General features: G+C 40.9%; 15 protein-coding genes and 1 pseudogene. 7 read left to right on the top strand and 9 right to left on the bottom strand.

Annotated elements, in window-relative coordinates; genetic code table 11:
* Positions 1-5 precede the first annotated feature (5 nt).
* Positions 6-392 carry a transposase gene (locus AAC033_RS15535; protein ID WP_339739750.1) on the top strand — a complete coding sequence of 129 codons (387 nt, stop codon included), beginning with the start codon at positions 6-8 and terminating at the stop codon, positions 390-392.
* An 887-nt stretch (positions 393-1,279) separates the two neighbouring features.
* Here the strand turns inward: AAC033_RS15535 and AAC033_RS15530 are convergent.
* The 4 genes and pseudogenes from AAC033_RS15530 to AAC033_RS15515 form a co-directional block, all read right to left on the bottom strand.
* Positions 1,280-1,477, bottom strand: coding sequence for a cold shock domain-containing protein (locus AAC033_RS15530; RefSeq protein WP_339739748.1), 198 nt, complete (start codon positions 1,475-1,477; stop codon positions 1,280-1,282).
* Positions 1,478-1,706: 229 nt separating this feature from the next.
* Positions 1,707-2,192: pseudogene (locus tag AAC033_RS15525) on the bottom strand (M48 family metallopeptidase).
* A 625-nt stretch (positions 2,193-2,817) separates the two neighbouring features.
* Positions 2,818-3,561, bottom strand: a complete 744-nt coding sequence (locus AAC033_RS15520; RefSeq protein ID WP_339739746.1) for a redoxin domain-containing protein — start codon at positions 3,559-3,561, stop codon at positions 2,818-2,820.
* A 213-nt stretch (positions 3,562-3,774) separates the two neighbouring features.
* The gene (locus tag AAC033_RS15515) at positions 3,775-4,596 is read right to left on the bottom strand and encodes an AraC family transcriptional regulator (protein ID WP_339739744.1); all 822 of its coding nucleotides are present in this window, start codon (positions 4,594-4,596) and stop codon (positions 3,775-3,777) included.
* A 975-nt stretch (positions 4,597-5,571) separates the two neighbouring features.
* Between AAC033_RS15515 and AAC033_RS15510 the strand changes: the two genes are divergently transcribed.
* A complete protein-coding gene (locus tag AAC033_RS15510) occupies positions 5,572-6,015 on the top strand; it encodes a dihydrofolate reductase family protein (protein WP_339739742.1) in 444 nt (147 codons plus the stop codon).
* 350 nt (positions 6,016-6,365) lie between these two features.
* Here the strand turns inward: AAC033_RS15510 and AAC033_RS15505 are convergent, their stop codons facing one another.
* Together AAC033_RS15505 and AAC033_RS15500 are read right to left on the bottom strand one after the other, a co-directional pair.
* The gene (locus AAC033_RS15505; protein WP_339739740.1) at positions 6,366-6,692 is read right to left on the bottom strand and encodes a DUF4907 domain-containing protein; all 327 of its coding nucleotides are present in this window, start codon (positions 6,690-6,692) and stop codon (positions 6,366-6,368) included.
* Positions 6,685-7,707 (bottom strand): kelch repeat-containing protein, encoded by a 1,023-nt coding sequence (locus tag AAC033_RS15500; protein ID WP_339739738.1) that lies wholly within the window; start codon positions 7,705-7,707, stop codon positions 6,685-6,687. Before AAC033_RS15500 ends, AAC033_RS15505 begins: the two co-directional genes overlap by 8 nt.
* A 332-nt stretch (positions 7,708-8,039) precedes the next feature.
* Here AAC033_RS15500 and AAC033_RS15495 point away from each other — a divergent pair, with 332 nt between their 5' ends.
* Together AAC033_RS15495 and AAC033_RS15490 are read left to right on the top strand one after the other, a co-directional pair.
* Positions 8,040-9,398, top strand: coding sequence for a DUF4270 family protein (locus AAC033_RS15495; RefSeq protein WP_339739736.1), 1,359 nt, complete (start codon positions 8,040-8,042; stop codon positions 9,396-9,398).
* Between the two features lies 1 nt (position 9,399).
* Entirely contained in the window at positions 9,400-10,656 is a 1,257-nt protein-coding gene (locus tag AAC033_RS15490; RefSeq protein ID WP_339739734.1) for a hypothetical protein, read from the top strand.
* Positions 10,657-10,711: 55 nt separating this feature from the next.
* On the opposite strand, the gene AAC033_RS15485 is transcribed toward AAC033_RS15490, so the two are convergent.
* Entirely contained in the window at positions 10,712-11,440 is a 729-nt protein-coding gene (locus AAC033_RS15485; protein ID WP_339739733.1) for a LytTR family DNA-binding domain-containing protein, read from the bottom strand.
* Positions 11,421-12,224, bottom strand: coding sequence for a sensor histidine kinase (locus AAC033_RS15480; protein WP_339739732.1), 804 nt, complete (start codon positions 12,222-12,224; stop codon positions 11,421-11,423). Before AAC033_RS15480 ends, AAC033_RS15485 begins: the two co-directional genes overlap by 20 nt.
* 824 nt (positions 12,225-13,048) lie before the next feature.
* On the opposite strand from AAC033_RS15480, the gene AAC033_RS15475 reads away from it, so the two are divergent.
* The 3 genes from AAC033_RS15475 to AAC033_RS15465 all read left to right on the top strand — a co-directional run bounded on the left by AAC033_RS15475 (position 13,049) and on the right by AAC033_RS15465 (position 15,196).
* Complete coding sequence (locus tag AAC033_RS15475; RefSeq protein ID WP_339739730.1) at positions 13,049-13,885, top strand: class I SAM-dependent methyltransferase; 837 nt, start codon at positions 13,049-13,051, stop codon at positions 13,883-13,885.
* Positions 13,886-13,896: 11 nt separating this feature from the next.
* A complete protein-coding gene (locus AAC033_RS15470) occupies positions 13,897-14,352 on the top strand; it encodes a cupin domain-containing protein (protein WP_339739728.1) in 456 nt (151 codons plus the stop codon).
* 373 nt (positions 14,353-14,725) lie between these two features.
* Positions 14,726-15,196 (top strand): DinB family protein, encoded by a 471-nt coding sequence (locus tag AAC033_RS15465; RefSeq protein ID WP_339739726.1) that lies wholly within the window; start codon positions 14,726-14,728, stop codon positions 15,194-15,196.
* Here AAC033_RS15465 and AAC033_RS15460 read toward each other — a convergent pair.
* On the bottom strand, positions 15,159-15,458 hold a 300-nt coding region (locus AAC033_RS15460), incomplete at its 5' end, for a hypothetical protein (RefSeq protein WP_339739724.1). The two genes, AAC033_RS15465 and AAC033_RS15460, sit on opposite strands and share 38 nt — an antisense overlap.

Below are 15,458 nucleotides of genomic sequence, written 5' to 3'. Positions count from 1 at the left end.
CACCGATGATCCCACCCATGGGGCCCAGCAATTGTCGATGTTTAATGGCTATTATAGCCAGTTCATGTACAACGAGAGGTACCGGGCAAATCGTTGTTCCAATCTTACGCCCGGGAAACAGCCACTCCAATAAATGGTATGTTGCCATTTTAAAACGGTTATTGAAGAAAATAAGGGCAGCCTATCCAAAGATAGAAATCGTTATCCGTGCCGAAGGTGGGTTTAGTTGCCCTGCTTTCTATCAATTGGCAGACGACTTTAACCTTCAGTTTACTATTGGCCTGGCTACAAACGAAACACTGAAGAAGAAAACGGCCAGGGCAGAGAAAGCTGTCCGCCATTTATTTGTTTCCAATAATATCATAGCACTTTTAACTTTGTTATTTCGCTAATCTAAGGGTTCTACGTAAAAAGAGGCGAGGCCAGCGAAAACAGAATCAAGGAGGTGAAGAACATGTGCTTCTCAGACTGGTTGTCGGACCATAGTTTTTGGTCAAATTTCCTTCGCCTGTTCCTTCGCAGTTTAGTCTTCGAGATATTCTTACTCCTAAAAGAAGCAATAGAGAAAACAGGTTTCGAATAGGCAAAAAAATGGTAACCCGATACTATCAGGGCATCGTTGTTGAAAATTGGGGCAACCATAAAAATCACAAAAAGAAGGGTTTACTATCGCTTTCCAAAAGCGTTCGTACACCAGGAACTGCTTGGGCAACTGATCTTTCAATAAATATACATCAGCAAGAACAAAAACAATGAGAGAGCTATGCTCTGTTTTCAGAAAATGAGGGCTTTAGAACAGAAATAGCCCAACGGGACACCGATTTTCACTTGCATTTATATCCCTCTCTACATCCCTTCAGAATTTGACACAGGTTTTACTAAATCCAACGGTTAAAGATAAGACCCCGCAAATTTTGAAGTCCGATTCTTTGGCTGATGAATAATGCGGGTCAACTATTCGAGGGAAATGCTTGCAACGAACGAATGGGTTTTAAAAGCAGCAAGTTTTATTCGCAATTGGGTATGGGCGTTTTAGTCAAGAAAGAGAGCCAGATTATGAATTCCTTTCTAATCTCCCTTTCATGTCACCCAAAAATTCCCGGTATCGGACAGAGTATTTTTAAGACCAACTCTTTTTCAACAGACGGTTTTGGTTTTCGGCATTTTGAGATTAGAAAACCGGGGCCCGTTCTGCTTCGATAAGGCGCTATGGAAAAAAAGCCGGCTCAAATTGAATTGAGTCGGCTTTTCAGTAATAAATGTCTTATATAATTATAAACTATGCAAGTTTAACATTTACGGCATTTAATCCTTTGCGACCATCTTGAAGATCGAATGTTACTTCGTCATTTTCTCTTACTTCGTCGTTCAATCCTGATACGTGTACGAAATACTCTTCAGTCGATGCAGCGTCTGTGATAAATCCAAAACCTTTGGATTCGTTGAAAAATTTTACTGTTCCTTTGTTCATAATAATTGTAATAAATAATAAATACTGCAGCAAAGATACCTATAATTTTTTTAATAAAAGATTTTTTCTCAATTAATTGGTTTATGTCACAGACAATGATCGCTTTGAATAGTACTGTCGTTGATTTCCGCCTATTTGCTTGCGGATTAGTATTTCAAAGCCTCGGGCAAAAACTGCTTTAACCAGGCAGTTGGGTGCTTAAAAACTCAGATTGCTTTGCTCCGCCAGCTCCCCGTTACCAGAATGGCATTGCTTCACGGGAATTATAACTGGCCATGACGACGAATATCAGTCCAAACTGATCAGCCTGAGTTTCCCGCTGACGCGACCAAGGTAACATGACTCCAAGTCGGCTGCCAATACCATACGATATAATAAACATGTCTTTCGTCTCTTGATATTTTTGCTAAAGAGCGACTTCCAAAGCGGCTCCTCTCAATTGCTGCATCATTGCGCGGCTCATTCGTTCGCCGCCTTGCTTGGGAATGGCGTGAGCAATTTCGTGCCCCATAACAATGGCCAGCGTTGTTACGTTTTGGGAAACAGGGAACAGGCCGGTGTAAATAACCACTTTTCCTCCGGACATACACCAGGCATTCACGTCGTCGCTGGCAATGGTGGTGAATTCCCATTCATATCCCTCCAGCACCGACCCTTGTCTTTTGCCGTTATAATTCTTGGTGTCAACGTTGGCAATGCGCGCGCCAACACGATCAACCATTACCGCACTGCTGTTTTTGTTTATTTGGGCTTCTTTTATCCTTGAAAATACGGTGTCGTGCACCAAGTTATAACTCGAAATCTACTTGAAAGGGGGAGGCAATAAAAGACGACATCAAGCACCAAGGGCCGTGATCCTCCTCTCTGAATTACTATTCATTACAGACGATTAAACAAATTTAATTCTAACCTTTTTATCTTGTGCTTTTGGCAATTCAACCATATAAGTCCGGGAATACAGGTCTGAGATCTGGAAATTTCCAGGTTCTACCGGAATTTATTGGAATTAGTTGCAGTTATCTGGAAAACTAAGGCAATTGTTGGATTTTTCCCAGCGGTGTGCTCAAAGGTCGGTCAAGTCTAAATCGCAATTGCTCTTGCATAAGGAGATCTTGGTAAATACATCGGTCAAAGCGGAGAATAATGTATAAATAGGTTGGTTTCTGAAGGTTATCATAGCGGATTACGAAGAGCCCTGGTGACCGCAGGCGAAGACGGTCAAAAAAAGGAGCTGAGACAACAATAGCGAGGTTTGAAATAAGATAAAGCTCAAAAGATAAAGCTGCGCCAGTTTATTGGGCAGTTTTATCTCTTCTTTTGGTTATCAGAACCAATTAGGAACAAGTCTACTCTGATGTGATCTTATCGCCTGACTTTTTAAACCACATCCGGTTGCCAACATTGTAATATTCTTTTACCAGGTCAGGATTGTTGGCTAAGTCAAGCTGGGTATAAGGAAAATGGGGAACCATCATATCATCGCCTTCATTCCAATTTGCAGGCATGAGCATTTTAGTTCTGTCAGCTGTTTGGAGTGCAACAATGGTCCGCTCAATTTCAGCAATGTTTCTTCCAATCTCAATGGGATAGAAGTTGATTGACCTGATCCTGTTTTCCGGATCAATGATAAATACCCCCCGGATATCACGGCTGGTGCTTGTTGGGGCATGCAGCATCCCGTAAGTTATTGACGCTTTTTTCAGCGGGTCTTCAAGAATGGGAAAAAGGATTTTTTGTTTTCCCCTTCCTTTGTAGTCGAGCTCTTCAAGGTGGGCTTTCCACATGTTGTGCTGTGAAATATCATCCGTTGAAATGACGGCAAATTTCACGTTTAGTTGATCCAGTTCTGTCTGCAAGAATGCCAATTCAAGCAATTCAGAAGAACAAACGGGTGTAAAATCTTTTGGATGGCTAAAAAGGATTTTCCAACTTTTGCCAAAATCATTTGGAAAAGTTAATTCACCATTTGTTGATAATGCGGTGAAAGAAGGTGCTAGAGAGCCAATAAGTGGGATTTGTTTGCTGTTTTGTGAACTCAAAGGACTAAACGCAACAAGGAAGAGCAATGTCAAAAATAAAGAATTTTTCATAATAATTAATTTTGAAGTTAAGGGTTTCATCAATTTGATGTTTACTAAAGTTGATTTTGAAAAAAGGGATTTCGGTTGGTTAGCGTGCACTCCATTCAATAGCCGGAATATCAGATTTTTGATTTCCCTATAAAAGTAGTAGGATAGAAATGTCAATTCTTGTACAGATGCGACATTTTACCATTCGATGACAAGTGGGGAAGTAAATTCTGTCTACCTGTTCAGTAAGTAGTTGATCAATTGCATTTCCAGTTTTACAATGCAATTGGGCGAAACGTTAAGATAATCTTTTACATACCGGGACAAATGGGCCTGGTCATAATAACCTGCATGCACGGCCAATTGCGCCCATGTTATGTCCGGTTGTGACTGAATGAGGTTCATCAGGCATCTGAACCGGTAGATCTGGCAGTAAACTTTTGGTGAAATACCCACCATTTTCCTGAAATGCCGTTCCAGGGTTTTTCTGTGGTAGAATCCTGTTTCTTCAAGTTCTTTGATATTCACATCGCCCTTCTTGTGGTGGATAAAATCCAACAGTTTACGGAAACGGGTAGTCAGCTCATTTTGGATAGGTTCCTGGCTACTAAAAAAATCGTTCAACGCTTTAACCTGGTGTTCATCTTCCTGTTTTGCCAGTAAGTTTTTCAACAGGTCATCGGCCCTTTGCTTTCCCAGAAATTCTTTCAGGGGCATGGAGGTGTTAGTCAGCATGGCCAAGTCGTTTCCAAAAAGTTGGTACATGCCCATAGGGTGAAAAAACACCAGCAACATTCGCACTTGTCCAATATTTACACCATGAACCAATTGGGTCACCTGTCCGGTAGCAACTGCATTTTCGGTAAAATGGTCGTTTTCACCAATCTTTGCCACGATCACATTTTGGGTGTTGACCGTATGGATAATAAATCCACTTAAACCAATGGGAGGTGAAAAATAGGGCTCTGACACCCCTTCAGGCACCGTTAAAATTCCATAGCTAAGAATAAAGCTTCTTAGGTGTTCCGCTGGCCGATAGTTTACAGGTTCCCTCATATTCTGTTGGTTGTTCTATTTTTACAGGTATCATCCAGCATAACGCACAAGGGTGACCATTTGATCAGTGTGTTTGTGTCAGAGGTCTTTCCGTCGGAAAATCGGATCAACGCAGACGCGCACTTTTCCTTCGACGGAGTACTAAAGTAAGCATTTTTTACATGCGGCGCCGGCACTTCCTTGTTTTTAATTCACATGGAAGGAAGAGGAAGGATCACTGGTCATATGGAGCCGGTTGAAAGCCTGATGAGGGAGATCTCCTCACCCTCATGGTGAACATCTCACTATTCCACTATGGTAAAGTCTGATCTTTCGGAGATGGCGATACCAGCCCGCAACGGAATGACGCAAGATCAATCGGTTGAAATCATGTCACTTCTATATTTCGGTGTTGTTGTGCCATAATAGGTGGAAGTGGGGTGGTCCTGTGGTAATCCAGGACCGAATGAAAACCGGGGGCAGCTTCCAGAATGTCTGGCATGAATACCTGAGTCAATTTAAGACTTTTGTCGGGGAATAAAATCAACGTTTTAAAGAAACTTACAAATGAACGAAACAGAGAATCTTTTACCTCTTGCTAATCGGAGAATAAAAAAGGTGGATACGGAACTTCAAAGATAAGCTCCGTAGTGTGTAGTTTAAAGAATGTCCGGTTTTTTAATTAAAAAACTGGACGAAATAATTATGTTTGTGGTAGTGCTTTTGACATGAAAGCTGCTGATTATATCGCTAATAAGATTGATGCACTTACCTGGAGATATGTAGTCACCTGTGATGATTTTGTTAATGATGTCAATGGGAAGGAGGCTATTATCAAAGCGCTTCATCGCATGGCTACTACGACCATTCGCAACTTACCAATGAGATTAAATGCAACACAGGACTTTCGCCATCGCAACTTTGATTTGTCGTCTTTTTCGAAAGTAGGAATGAGCCCTCCGTGTTAAAATTGTAAAAATTTAAAAATAGAGAACAATGCGAAAATTATCACTATTCATTGCTACGAGTGTGGACGGCTATATCGCTCAGCCGAATGATGACCTCAGCTTCTTGAAATCAGTAGAAAAAGAAGGAGAAGATTATGGTTATGGAGAATTTACTTCGGCCGTTGACACCATTATTGTCGGTAGAAAAACATACGATTATGTTCTTAAGGAAATAGGATCTTCTCATTATGATAGCCGGGAAAGAGATGTGTATGTCGTCACAAGAACAGGACGGCCAAGCGTTGGTAGGACAGCGTTCTACACCGGAAACCTAACTGAGTTAGTGCAAAAATTAAAAAGTGAAAAAGGCAAAAATATCTATTGCGATGGAGGGGCGGAAATAATAAACGAACTTTTAAGGAATGACCTGATTGATGAGTTTTATATCTCAGTCATTTCAATATGGGTGGGTAATAGAATAAGACTTTTTTAAAGACGGAGGATCCGAACAAGCGCTTGAATTTATCACTGCAGAAACATTTGATACAGGATTGACGAAGTTGTATTACAAACGGAAAAAATAAACTTCAAACTGCCAACAGCGCTTATGTGGCGATAGCGGGTAAAGCGGCAAGTCGAAGGTATGCATTTCTAAAAAGCTATGTGCCAAGCGGAATGGAAAGTCCTGTCCTTGCTCTATTGCACATATGCATGGGGAACGTTCCAGGGCATTGTAAAACGACAAGGTAAAAAGACGAACAGTAAACTCGACATAAAACTTAGGCGAACTGAAATTGAAGCAAAATCGCGTCGGGAGTAAAATGACGCTGCCTGTCAGTTTCCCTATTGAACGGTTAGGTAAAAAATATTTAGACTGTCAAGCTCATTCACTGTCACGGATGGATGCTGGCCTGCACGTATTTTTTGTATCACTAACTGACCTGTTTTCTCAGCATCCTCTTTGGCTGAAAATGACTGATTGCCAAAAACTGCGGGGATAATATCCTGCCGAATAAAAGTACGTTCATTTTTTTTTACAACATATCCCCACCCATTTTCGGTTTGAAAGGTTTCCAGCCGTGTTGCTGAATTTTGTTGGCAACCAAGAAGTAATAATCCGCCAAAGAGCAGGATTATTACTTTTATAGGTTTTGGAAATTTCCTAGTCATATTCATACATTTCTGAATTCGGCTCAAAGCGCCAGACATCATCAAAATAATAACTGCTGTTTCGTCCGGTAATGACGTAGCCAATATTGTTAATGGTAAAACTCACGGCCTCTGTGCGATCGGCGCCCCCGCTGCCATCTTCAGCCAGTTCGGTTTTTTCAACCCACAAATCAGTTACAGGGTTGTACTCCCACACATCGCCACCGGTTGTGCTGCGGCCGCCTGTTGCAACATAGCCTTTTCCGTCCATTACAAAGGTTACCGCATTGGTTCGAACAATGCTGTAGTCATCATCGTAATCTTCATCAGTTGCATCCGAAATATCTCTTAATGGGGTCCAGCTATCAGCTGTTGGATCATATTTCCAAAAATCATCTTCGTAAACCCCATTGTCCAGGCCTCCGAATACATAGCCAATGTCATCTATAACAAATGTCATGGCATCACGACGCTTTGATCCGCCAACGCTTACTTTCTGCTCCCATTCGTCTGCTATCGGATCATATTGATAGAAGTCCTTCAGGTAATTGCCATCATAGCCGGTTCCCACATAGCCCCGGTCTCCCATAGTCATAGCAATTGCACCATATCTGGGCGACCCAATAAAATCAGCAATCTGGGTCCAGGAGTTGGTGTATGGATCAAATTCATAGAAATCATTCAGTTTGTTTGTTCCATCATAACCGGTTCCAACATAGGCTTTCCCATTGGCCGAAAAGCCCACGGCTCCGTTTCTGGCCTTTCCCGGAAAGTCAGCCTTTTGTTTCCAATAATCATTTAGAGGATCGTATTCCCACAAATCATTCAAGCGATCTTCGCCGTCATAACCTGTAACAATATAGCCTTTGCCTTCCAAACTGATTCCGACGGCGTCAGATCTGGGAATTCCCTCGAAATCGGATAATTCCACCCAGTTACCAACCAGATCTTCCTCATCATCGTCACTGCATGACGAAAAAATGACCAGAATCGACAAGGCGATCCCCACTTTAATAGTCAAGTTTAACCAATTCATTGCACGTAATTTTTTTTGAATCATAACTATTTTTCTCTGTTTTCAGGTCAAACTTAGATGGATTGAACGGGCAAAAAAAAATTGATAGACCACGGGTGAAAATTTCACTCGAAACAGCTGTTATTTCATGACCAATGACCGGTAAATCGATATAAAACCATCATTTGTTAATATTTTTCATACTTCTTAACAGAACTTAACAGAATATTGAAACGGTTCTGTATTTCATCGATGGAATCCGCTTTATCGACCATTAAAAATTGGATTTAGTCTAATATTGTTTTTGCACCAGCCTCGAAAGCATTGCTTTGCAAGACACAAAATTCACTTTAATGAGAACTGAATTAATTCCACGTATCATGCGTTCAATTCAATTGAAAACATTGGTCTATTTCTTTGTCGTTTCTGTCGTTCTTCTGCTGTCCTGTGAGACCGAAAGCAGCCAGTTCGAAATTGGGGTTGACTTGGTTGAGTCTAAATCGAAAATTAGCTTGGTTGATACCTTTTCGATTCAACTCTCAACGGTTAAGTACGATTCGCTTCCCACCTCAGGAACAGCAAATGCCCTGGTGGGGTACTTTGAAAATGACCAAACCGGAAGCATTGAGCTCAACAGTTATTTCACTGTCGATTTACCGTCGGGCCTTACTGCCGTTGATAGCGAAGCCGTTTTTGACTCCCTGATATTGACACTTTATTACGGCGAATACCTGCTTGGCGACACAACAACCATGCAGACTCTGCAGGTTTATCGTCTCAAAGAGGAGTTAATGTTGCAGGAAGATGATTATTCAGCCGAATACCTGTTTAACACGAGTCGGTTTCCGGCCGAAGATCAAACTTGTGGTGAATTGTTTTTTTTACCTCAAGTGCACAAAGAATCGATCGAAATCCGTTTGGATGATAAGCTTGGGCGAGAGCTCCTGCAATTAGGAAAAGACAAGGCCGATGAAGTTTTGAACAATACGAATTTTAGCGCTTTTTTCAGAGGTCTTGTTTTAAAACCGGGAGAAAATCCGGACAGCCGAGTCCTGAGTTTTTCAACCGATTCAATTAAGCTACAGCTTCATACCCATGTTGCTGGTCAATATGAGCATGATGAGCTCGTCATTGATTTTAATCTTTCGGAAAACAACAACCATTTCAATGCGTTGATCTCTGATCGTTCGGGAACGGATTTTGAAAATCTGATTTCTGAGCGGGAAAAGCTTTTTTCCCGGATTTCAGGAGACAAGAGCTTTATTCAGGGAACTGCGGGAGTATTGGTTCGTGTTGACTTTCCAAGCTTAAATGAGCTCTACAAATTGGAAGACCACATATTGCTTAAGGCCGAACTGGTTTTACGGCCATCTCCAGAGTCTTTTGCAAGCGATGTCCCTCAAACCCTTCACTTCTACGAAACTGGAAAAATCAACCAAATGAACGATCAGCTTGTGGACGCGGATGATAACGTCGTTTACGCAAATCTAGCGCTGGATGAATTGTATAAAGAAAATTCATATTACATCGCCGACATCACCACTTTTCTTTCGGCCGAACTGGCAGGAAGCTATTACAACATCGATCACGGCTTATTGGTTACCGTTCCTTTGTCCGATTTCAAGTCGCAAACAGACCATTTGATTCTCGAAGGTGAAAAATCAAGTCGTTATAAGCCTACCTTAAATCTCTATTTTTTGACTTATGAATAATATGAAAAAGAACTATCCTCCGCAGTTTTGGCTAATAATTGGCTGCATATTGATGGTAAATGGACCGGTTTTGTCACAGAACAATACCAGTTCTCCCTATTCCATGTATGGCTTGGGTGAACTACGTTTTCAAAGTAACCCGCACAATTCAGCTATGGGCAATGCGGGTATCGGAATGGCATCGGACAATTTTCTGAATACGCTAAATCCAGCTTCATACAGCACCTTGGACAGCATGACCTTTCTTTTTGAGATGGGGGTCGATGGTCAATTCTCTGAGTATAAGAGCCGAAATAAGACAGCCTCATCGCTCGATGCCAATTTCAGCTACCTGGCCTTGGGGTTGCGTATCAACCGATGGGTTTCCGCCGGTTTTGGTCTGAACCCGTATAGTTCAACAGGCTATGAAATTAACACAACTAGCGTAATTGGTGGGATTCAACAGGATTATCCGCTCAGTATTATTGGCTCAGGCGACATCAGCCGCGCTTATTTCACCACTTCTTTCACGCCGATAAAAAAACTGTCACTCGGGCTGAAAGCTTCCTACTTGTTTGGCAACCAATCGCAAAATCAATATCATGATCTAACTAAACTGGGAACGGTGTCGATTAGCAACGAAACAACCGACTATTTCAACAACTTCTACTGGGAATTTGGAATACAATACCAGCTTCAGCACAAATCAAGCACGCTAAGGCTGGGCGCGATATACAATCCCCGGCAGCAGCTTCAAACCCGACGGGTAAATACGACCTCCAATTCAGCAGACGTTATATTGCAATACGAAGAAGAATCAACAGGGGAATTTGTTATTCCGGAAGAAATTGGTCTTGGTTTCTCCTGGCAAAAAGGGACGAATTTACTTGTTGCAATGGATGTGGGGATGCAAAGATGGTCGGATGAATCGTATGATATCTTAGGGGTGGAACTGAATAATAACCCCTATTTTCACGGAGGCATGGAGTATTTACCGTCAAGTAATTTGAGAGATGCCTATTATAAACGAATGAATTACCGACTGGGGTTTCAATATGCCCAATCCTACCTCAATTTGCGGGATATTCAGTTGGACGAAGTTGTCCTGTCATTTGGTTTGGGATTGCCGATTCAGAATCAAAAATCACGGATCGATATGAGCTTTGAATTCGGAAAACAAGGAACCACAAACAAAAACCTGATTCAAGAGAACTTCTTCCGTTTTCGACTGGGCTTTTCACTAAAAGATACGTGGTTTAGCCGTCCAAAATACAATTAATCCCGGAATGGGTTAATTGGACTCTACGCGGCATGAGCCTATTTTGACCTGGAAGTTATAAGGCAAATTTATTAATGACCGAATTTTGGAAGTCGCTTTTGTAGCTGTCGCCCACAGGAATCCAACGATCGTGGATAATAATTCGATTTTTAGTGACTGACTTTATTTTGTTGGTGTTCACGATAAACGACTTGTGAACCCGAAGGAAATGACCGTCAGGGAGGTTTTCGCTCATCCGTTTGAGCGAATTCAAGGTGATAACAGGCTTTGCTTCGTTCTGCAGGAAAATTTTGACGTAGTCTTTCAACCCTTCGATGTACAAAATCTGGCTAAGCTTTATTTTAACTGATTGGTAGTCCGACTTGACCAAGATATATTCCTGGTCAGCTTCGGCGACTTCAACGCGCTCTTCTCGCCGGTTGTTTTGGTTGGTTGAATAAAGATGATAAGCCTTGTTGGTGGCCTTTAGAAAACGAGTAAAAGAAATTGGTTTCAGCAAATAATCAACAGCGCTTAAGTCAAAAGCTTCAAGGGCATGTTCTGAGTAAGCCGTTGTGAATATAAACAACGGCCGGTTCTCCAGGCTGCTAATAAATTCGATTCCCGAAACATTTGGTAGATGAATGTCGAGGAAAATCAAGTCTATTTTCATTTTCTGAAGAACTTCCAGGGCATCGAATACGGAATTGCATTTCTTCTCCAGCTTCAGAAACGGGATCATGCCTACATACTCTTCAATAATTTGCTGGGCTAACGGTTCATCATCAATTATTATACACTTCATCGGTTCTTATGTTTAAGTAGAGTTCAACGATATGTCGTTCATCTTCCTGATAAATCTTGAGATTGTGTCGATCGGGATAAACCAACTGTAAACGTTGTTTAATATTTTGCAATCCCACGCCACTTTCCCGGTTTTGCGTTTCTTTCTTATTTCGAAGGATTGGATTCGCAATTATAAAAATCAACTGGTGCTCTTTAATCGTTAGTGAAATATCAATTTTCCCGGGCCGGCTATAGTCAATGCCATGCTTAAAGGCATTTTCGAGGAAAACGGAAAAAAGCAGCGGTTCAATTTGCACAAATCCCGGGTTGCCATTGACCTGAAAATGAACTTGAACGATTTCATTCAGCCTGATTCTTTGGAGTTCGATGTAGTTTTCAATATGCGAAATTTCACGGCTAAGCAAAACCTTGGCTGTGTTCGCTTCATAAATGATGTAGCGCATCAAATCAGATAGTCTCAAAATAACATCCGGAGTATGATCGGATTTTTTCCGAGCGAGGGCATATATTCCATTTAGTGTATTGAAAAAGAAGTGCGGGTTAATCTGGGCTTTCAGATAGGAAAGCTCGGCCGTCAGTTTTTGGTTCTCAATATCCTTCAATTGCTTTTCATTCTCAAACCATTCTCTTGTTCCCCGAATGCTGGTGCTGATTGTCAATGCTATAACGCTCAGTAATAGATCTCCGAAGCTGAAAAATATTAATCGCTTTGGTGGCTCTAAGCGGTCAAAATCTGGAGCATCGCCAAAATTCATGGCAGGTGGCGGCATTTTGTTCTGCATAAACTTAGGCGGTGCAGGCCGGTTCAAATAGGAGATCCCAGTCACCACGAGCAGAATTGAGACGATTGCCCCTGCATATTTTTTGAATTTCTTTTTTGAAAGATAGCGCCGAATTAAAAAATAGTAATTCAGGTAGAAGATAGCCGCAAACAGTCCAAAGGTGACCAGTATTCGAGAATATCCAAAAAAACGGTGGACGGATATTTGGGCTTCATCTGCTGACCGGTTTAAATATACATACCTAAAATTGACTACCCAAAGGAAAAAAAGAAACAATAGCCCCCACATAAAAATGTGTAGAAAAATTGTCAGGAGTTTTTTATACGAGTTTTTGGTCATTTTTTTATTCTAAGGAACAAAAGAAATAATACCGCAAAAGTTGAACTTTTTGGAGCAGGATCAAATTCTTTTAATTTTTTTTAAGCTTGTTTATTTTTTGTTAGAAATTGGCACCAAAAAAAACGCTTTGCTTTTCCGGGGCAGCGTTTTCGTACATGCATTTAAACCGGAACTACAAATCCAGCATCAATTTTTCTGGAACTACTCCTTTGCTTAAAAGTTGTTCCGGCGCTTCAATCAATTCAAGAACTTTCATCAAAAAGCCATCCGAATCCTTAAGTTAAATGGTGCCATGATCATAGGAAAGTGTTCCATATATCATCGGGGAAATGTCAAGTTTGTCATTCGGATCCGATTTTTAGCCGTACAAAAATGCGGTGGCCGGATGCGGACAGCTGCCATATAAATTCTTAATTTTAGGCACAAAATCAATAAGTATTTATTAGGATTTAATCCGCCCGCCATAAAGTCAAAGAATCAGTAACATGACACACTATTTAAAAACTGAATGGGATTACAATTCGAAGACACTTGTCGAAGTATTTGACGAACTACCCTTATGGTCGGCCCCTTTTGGGTTAAAGTTACTGGATGGGATCAACTATCAAAGAGGAATGCAAGTCGTTGATATTGGATTTGGGGCGGGATTTCCGTTGATTGAAATAGCCATGCGATTGGGAAAAGATTCAAAGGTTTACGGAATTGATCCATGGGAAGCTGCAATTCATCGGGCAGAGAAGAAAATTGACTTTTACGGGGTCAAAAATATTGAAATCATTCAAGGAGTTGCCGGGAATATTCCGCTAAATGAGCATTCAATTGATTTAATTGTAAGCAATAACGGGTTAAATAATGTGGCTGATCTTGATGAGGCACTATCAGAATGCTCGAGGATTATGAAAACCGGAGGACAATTTATCCAGACCATGAATTTAAATGATACAATGGTGGAGTTTTATTCGGTAATGGAAAAAGTATTGAGCAGTTTAAAACTCGATTCTTGTTTGGATTCAATGCGAAAACAGATTTATAAAAAACGCAAACCACTCAGTCAATACCTGGAATTGATTAAATCTCGCGGATTTTCTGTTAAGTCAGTTACTCATGATCGGTTTGAATACAAGTTCGTTGACGGAACAGCAATGCTGAATCATTATTTTATCAGACTCGCATTTATTGGCAGTTGGAAAGACATTTTACCGTCCGAAAAGCAATCGGAAATATTTGAAAAAATTGAAAATGAATTAAATAGTAAATCACGGACTGACGGAATAATGAAACTAAGTGTTCCATATGTGGTGATTGATTGTAAAAAGCAATAACACGTTAAGGTATGAAACAAATTGAGACGTTATCGGAAAACACGCACTACAGTGCCGTAGACTTAGGCGATTTAAATGATTTAATGGATTACTCGCTGATTCACCCTGTAAATAAAAAGCTGGTAGAAGGCAAAGTGTTTTTGAAAGATCCTACGAAGGCTACAGGTACGGAAATTTCGTTTAATTCGCTTCCGCCACAATCGGAGCAGCCCTATTTTCATATTCATAGAAAGAATGAAGAAACGTATATTATTTTTAAGGGGAGTGGCTATTTTCAAGTGGATGAAGACTGTTTTAGTATTAAAGAAGGCAGCGTAATACGCGTTGCACCGCAAGGAAAACGTGGTATCTGCAATTCTTCTGACGAAACAATGATCTACATCGTAATCCAGTCTAAGGAGAACTCGTTGGAAGAGCACACTACGGCCGATGGGGAAAGACTTCCGGTAGAACCGAAATGGAGATAAAAACAAACGAAGAAACTTCTCTGCTGTGCTCATAAACAGCGGTAATCGGTGTCCGGATACTCATTCGGCTGATTGCGTTCTGTAAAACCAGTTTCTTCATTCGCTGTTTGTTTAAGCTAGATTTGGCAGGTTAGCGCGAAAAGCATCCTACAGCAGGTCAAAAGTTGCCATATGATTACCTTTGTCAGAAGGCGTTCGAAATTTGGGAAAAGCGTACGTGGCATAGTGACTTTGTTAACTGCCGCTAAGCATATCAAATTGTTTCCTGATTTTACAGCAGTTTTCACCGAACAGCGAATAAATTGCCAGAATCGTTACAGCGTATGCACTGATGCATCTGGTAAAAACCGACAACAAATTAATGGATTAGAATATGGATTTTTCGGATGTTACAAATGGCATTCTCAGATACATTACTATTTGGGAGGACAAATTAAAGGTTTTGCCAGTCGGTACGATTTCACAAAAGAGAAATGAGCAAAACCGGTCAATAAAACAGATACTCGGGCATTTGATAGATTCAGCAGCCAATAACCATCAGCGAATGATTCGTTTGCAATACAACGAAAAACTTGATTTTCCCGATTATCAGCAAGATAATGATTTGTGGATTACATTGCAGGATTACCAAAATGCGGAGTGGAATACGACGATTCAATTATGGAAGTATTACAATTTACACATGATTCAAGTGATAAATTCGGTGGACCAAACAAAACTTGATAACTCATGGCTGAGCTTTGAGAATACTACCGTAACTCTTAGACAAATGATTGAGGGATATTTGGGACATATTGAGTTGCATCTTAAAGAGGTTCAGGAATTAATTGACGGCAGTGAGTAATGGAAATCTTGACCCAGATAGAATAGAGGAGATGACAGGAAACATGTTGCCCCTTATATGCATGGAAGTTGGCGAGTCGTTGGGGCCGGGCCACGCGGAACGGATTTAATTTTTGTCCTCTTTCCAATTCGACCAAATTTAGAGTCTTAACCAACGCGGCTATATATGCCAGTGAAAAGAATGTTTCCCCGAGGCATGTTGCAGCAAAAGTTGCAGCAAACAGAAATAATAGAAACATAAACGCTTGATTGTCAGCGTGTTT

The organism is uncultured Sunxiuqinia sp. (assembly GCF_963974515.1).
In the GTDB taxonomy this organism is placed as follows: Bacteria; Bacteroidota; Bacteroidia; order Bacteroidales; family Prolixibacteraceae; genus Sunxiuqinia.
The sequence above is the reverse complement of the archived record's forward strand: the minus strand, read 5'-3'. Positions and strand labels throughout refer to the sequence as shown.

What these genes read in the sequence shown, in the direction of transcription:
- AAC033_RS15535 (WP_339739750.1), top strand. Translation starts at nt 6, where the DNA reads ATGATCCCACCCATGGGGCCCAGCAATTGTCGATGTTTAATGGCTATT.
- AAC033_RS15520 (WP_339739746.1), bottom strand. Translation starts at nt 3,561, where the DNA reads ATGAAAAATTCTTTATTTTTGACATTGCTCTTCCTTGTTGCGTTTAGT.
- AAC033_RS15515 (WP_339739744.1), bottom strand. Translation starts at nt 4,596, where the DNA reads ATGAGGGAACCTGTAAACTATCGGCCAGCGGAACACCTAAGAAGCTTT.
- AAC033_RS15510 (WP_339739742.1), top strand. Translation starts at nt 5,572, where the DNA reads ATGCGAAAATTATCACTATTCATTGCTACGAGTGTGGACGGCTATATC.
- AAC033_RS15505 (WP_339739740.1), bottom strand. Translation starts at nt 6,692, where the DNA reads ATGACTAGGAAATTTCCAAAACCTATAAAAGTAATAATCCTGCTCTTT.
- AAC033_RS15500 (WP_339739738.1), bottom strand. Translation starts at nt 7,707, where the DNA reads ATGAATTGGTTAAACTTGACTATTAAAGTGGGGATCGCCTTGTCGATT.
- AAC033_RS15495 (WP_339739736.1), top strand. Translation starts at nt 8,040, where the DNA reads ATGAGAACTGAATTAATTCCACGTATCATGCGTTCAATTCAATTGAAA.
- AAC033_RS15490 (WP_339739734.1), top strand. Translation starts at nt 9,400, where the DNA reads ATGAAAAAGAACTATCCTCCGCAGTTTTGGCTAATAATTGGCTGCATA.
- AAC033_RS15485 (WP_339739733.1), bottom strand. Translation starts at nt 11,440, where the DNA reads ATGAAGTGTATAATAATTGATGATGAACCGTTAGCCCAGCAAATTATT.
- AAC033_RS15480 (WP_339739732.1), bottom strand. Translation starts at nt 12,224, where the DNA reads ATGCAGAACAAAATGCCGCCACCTGCCATGAATTTTGGCGATGCTCCA.
- AAC033_RS15475 (WP_339739730.1), top strand. Translation starts at nt 13,049, where the DNA reads ATGACACACTATTTAAAAACTGAATGGGATTACAATTCGAAGACACTT.
- AAC033_RS15470 (WP_339739728.1), top strand. Translation starts at nt 13,897, where the DNA reads ATGAAACAAATTGAGACGTTATCGGAAAACACGCACTACAGTGCCGTA.
- AAC033_RS15465 (WP_339739726.1), top strand. Translation starts at nt 14,726, where the DNA reads ATGGATTTTTCGGATGTTACAAATGGCATTCTCAGATACATTACTATT.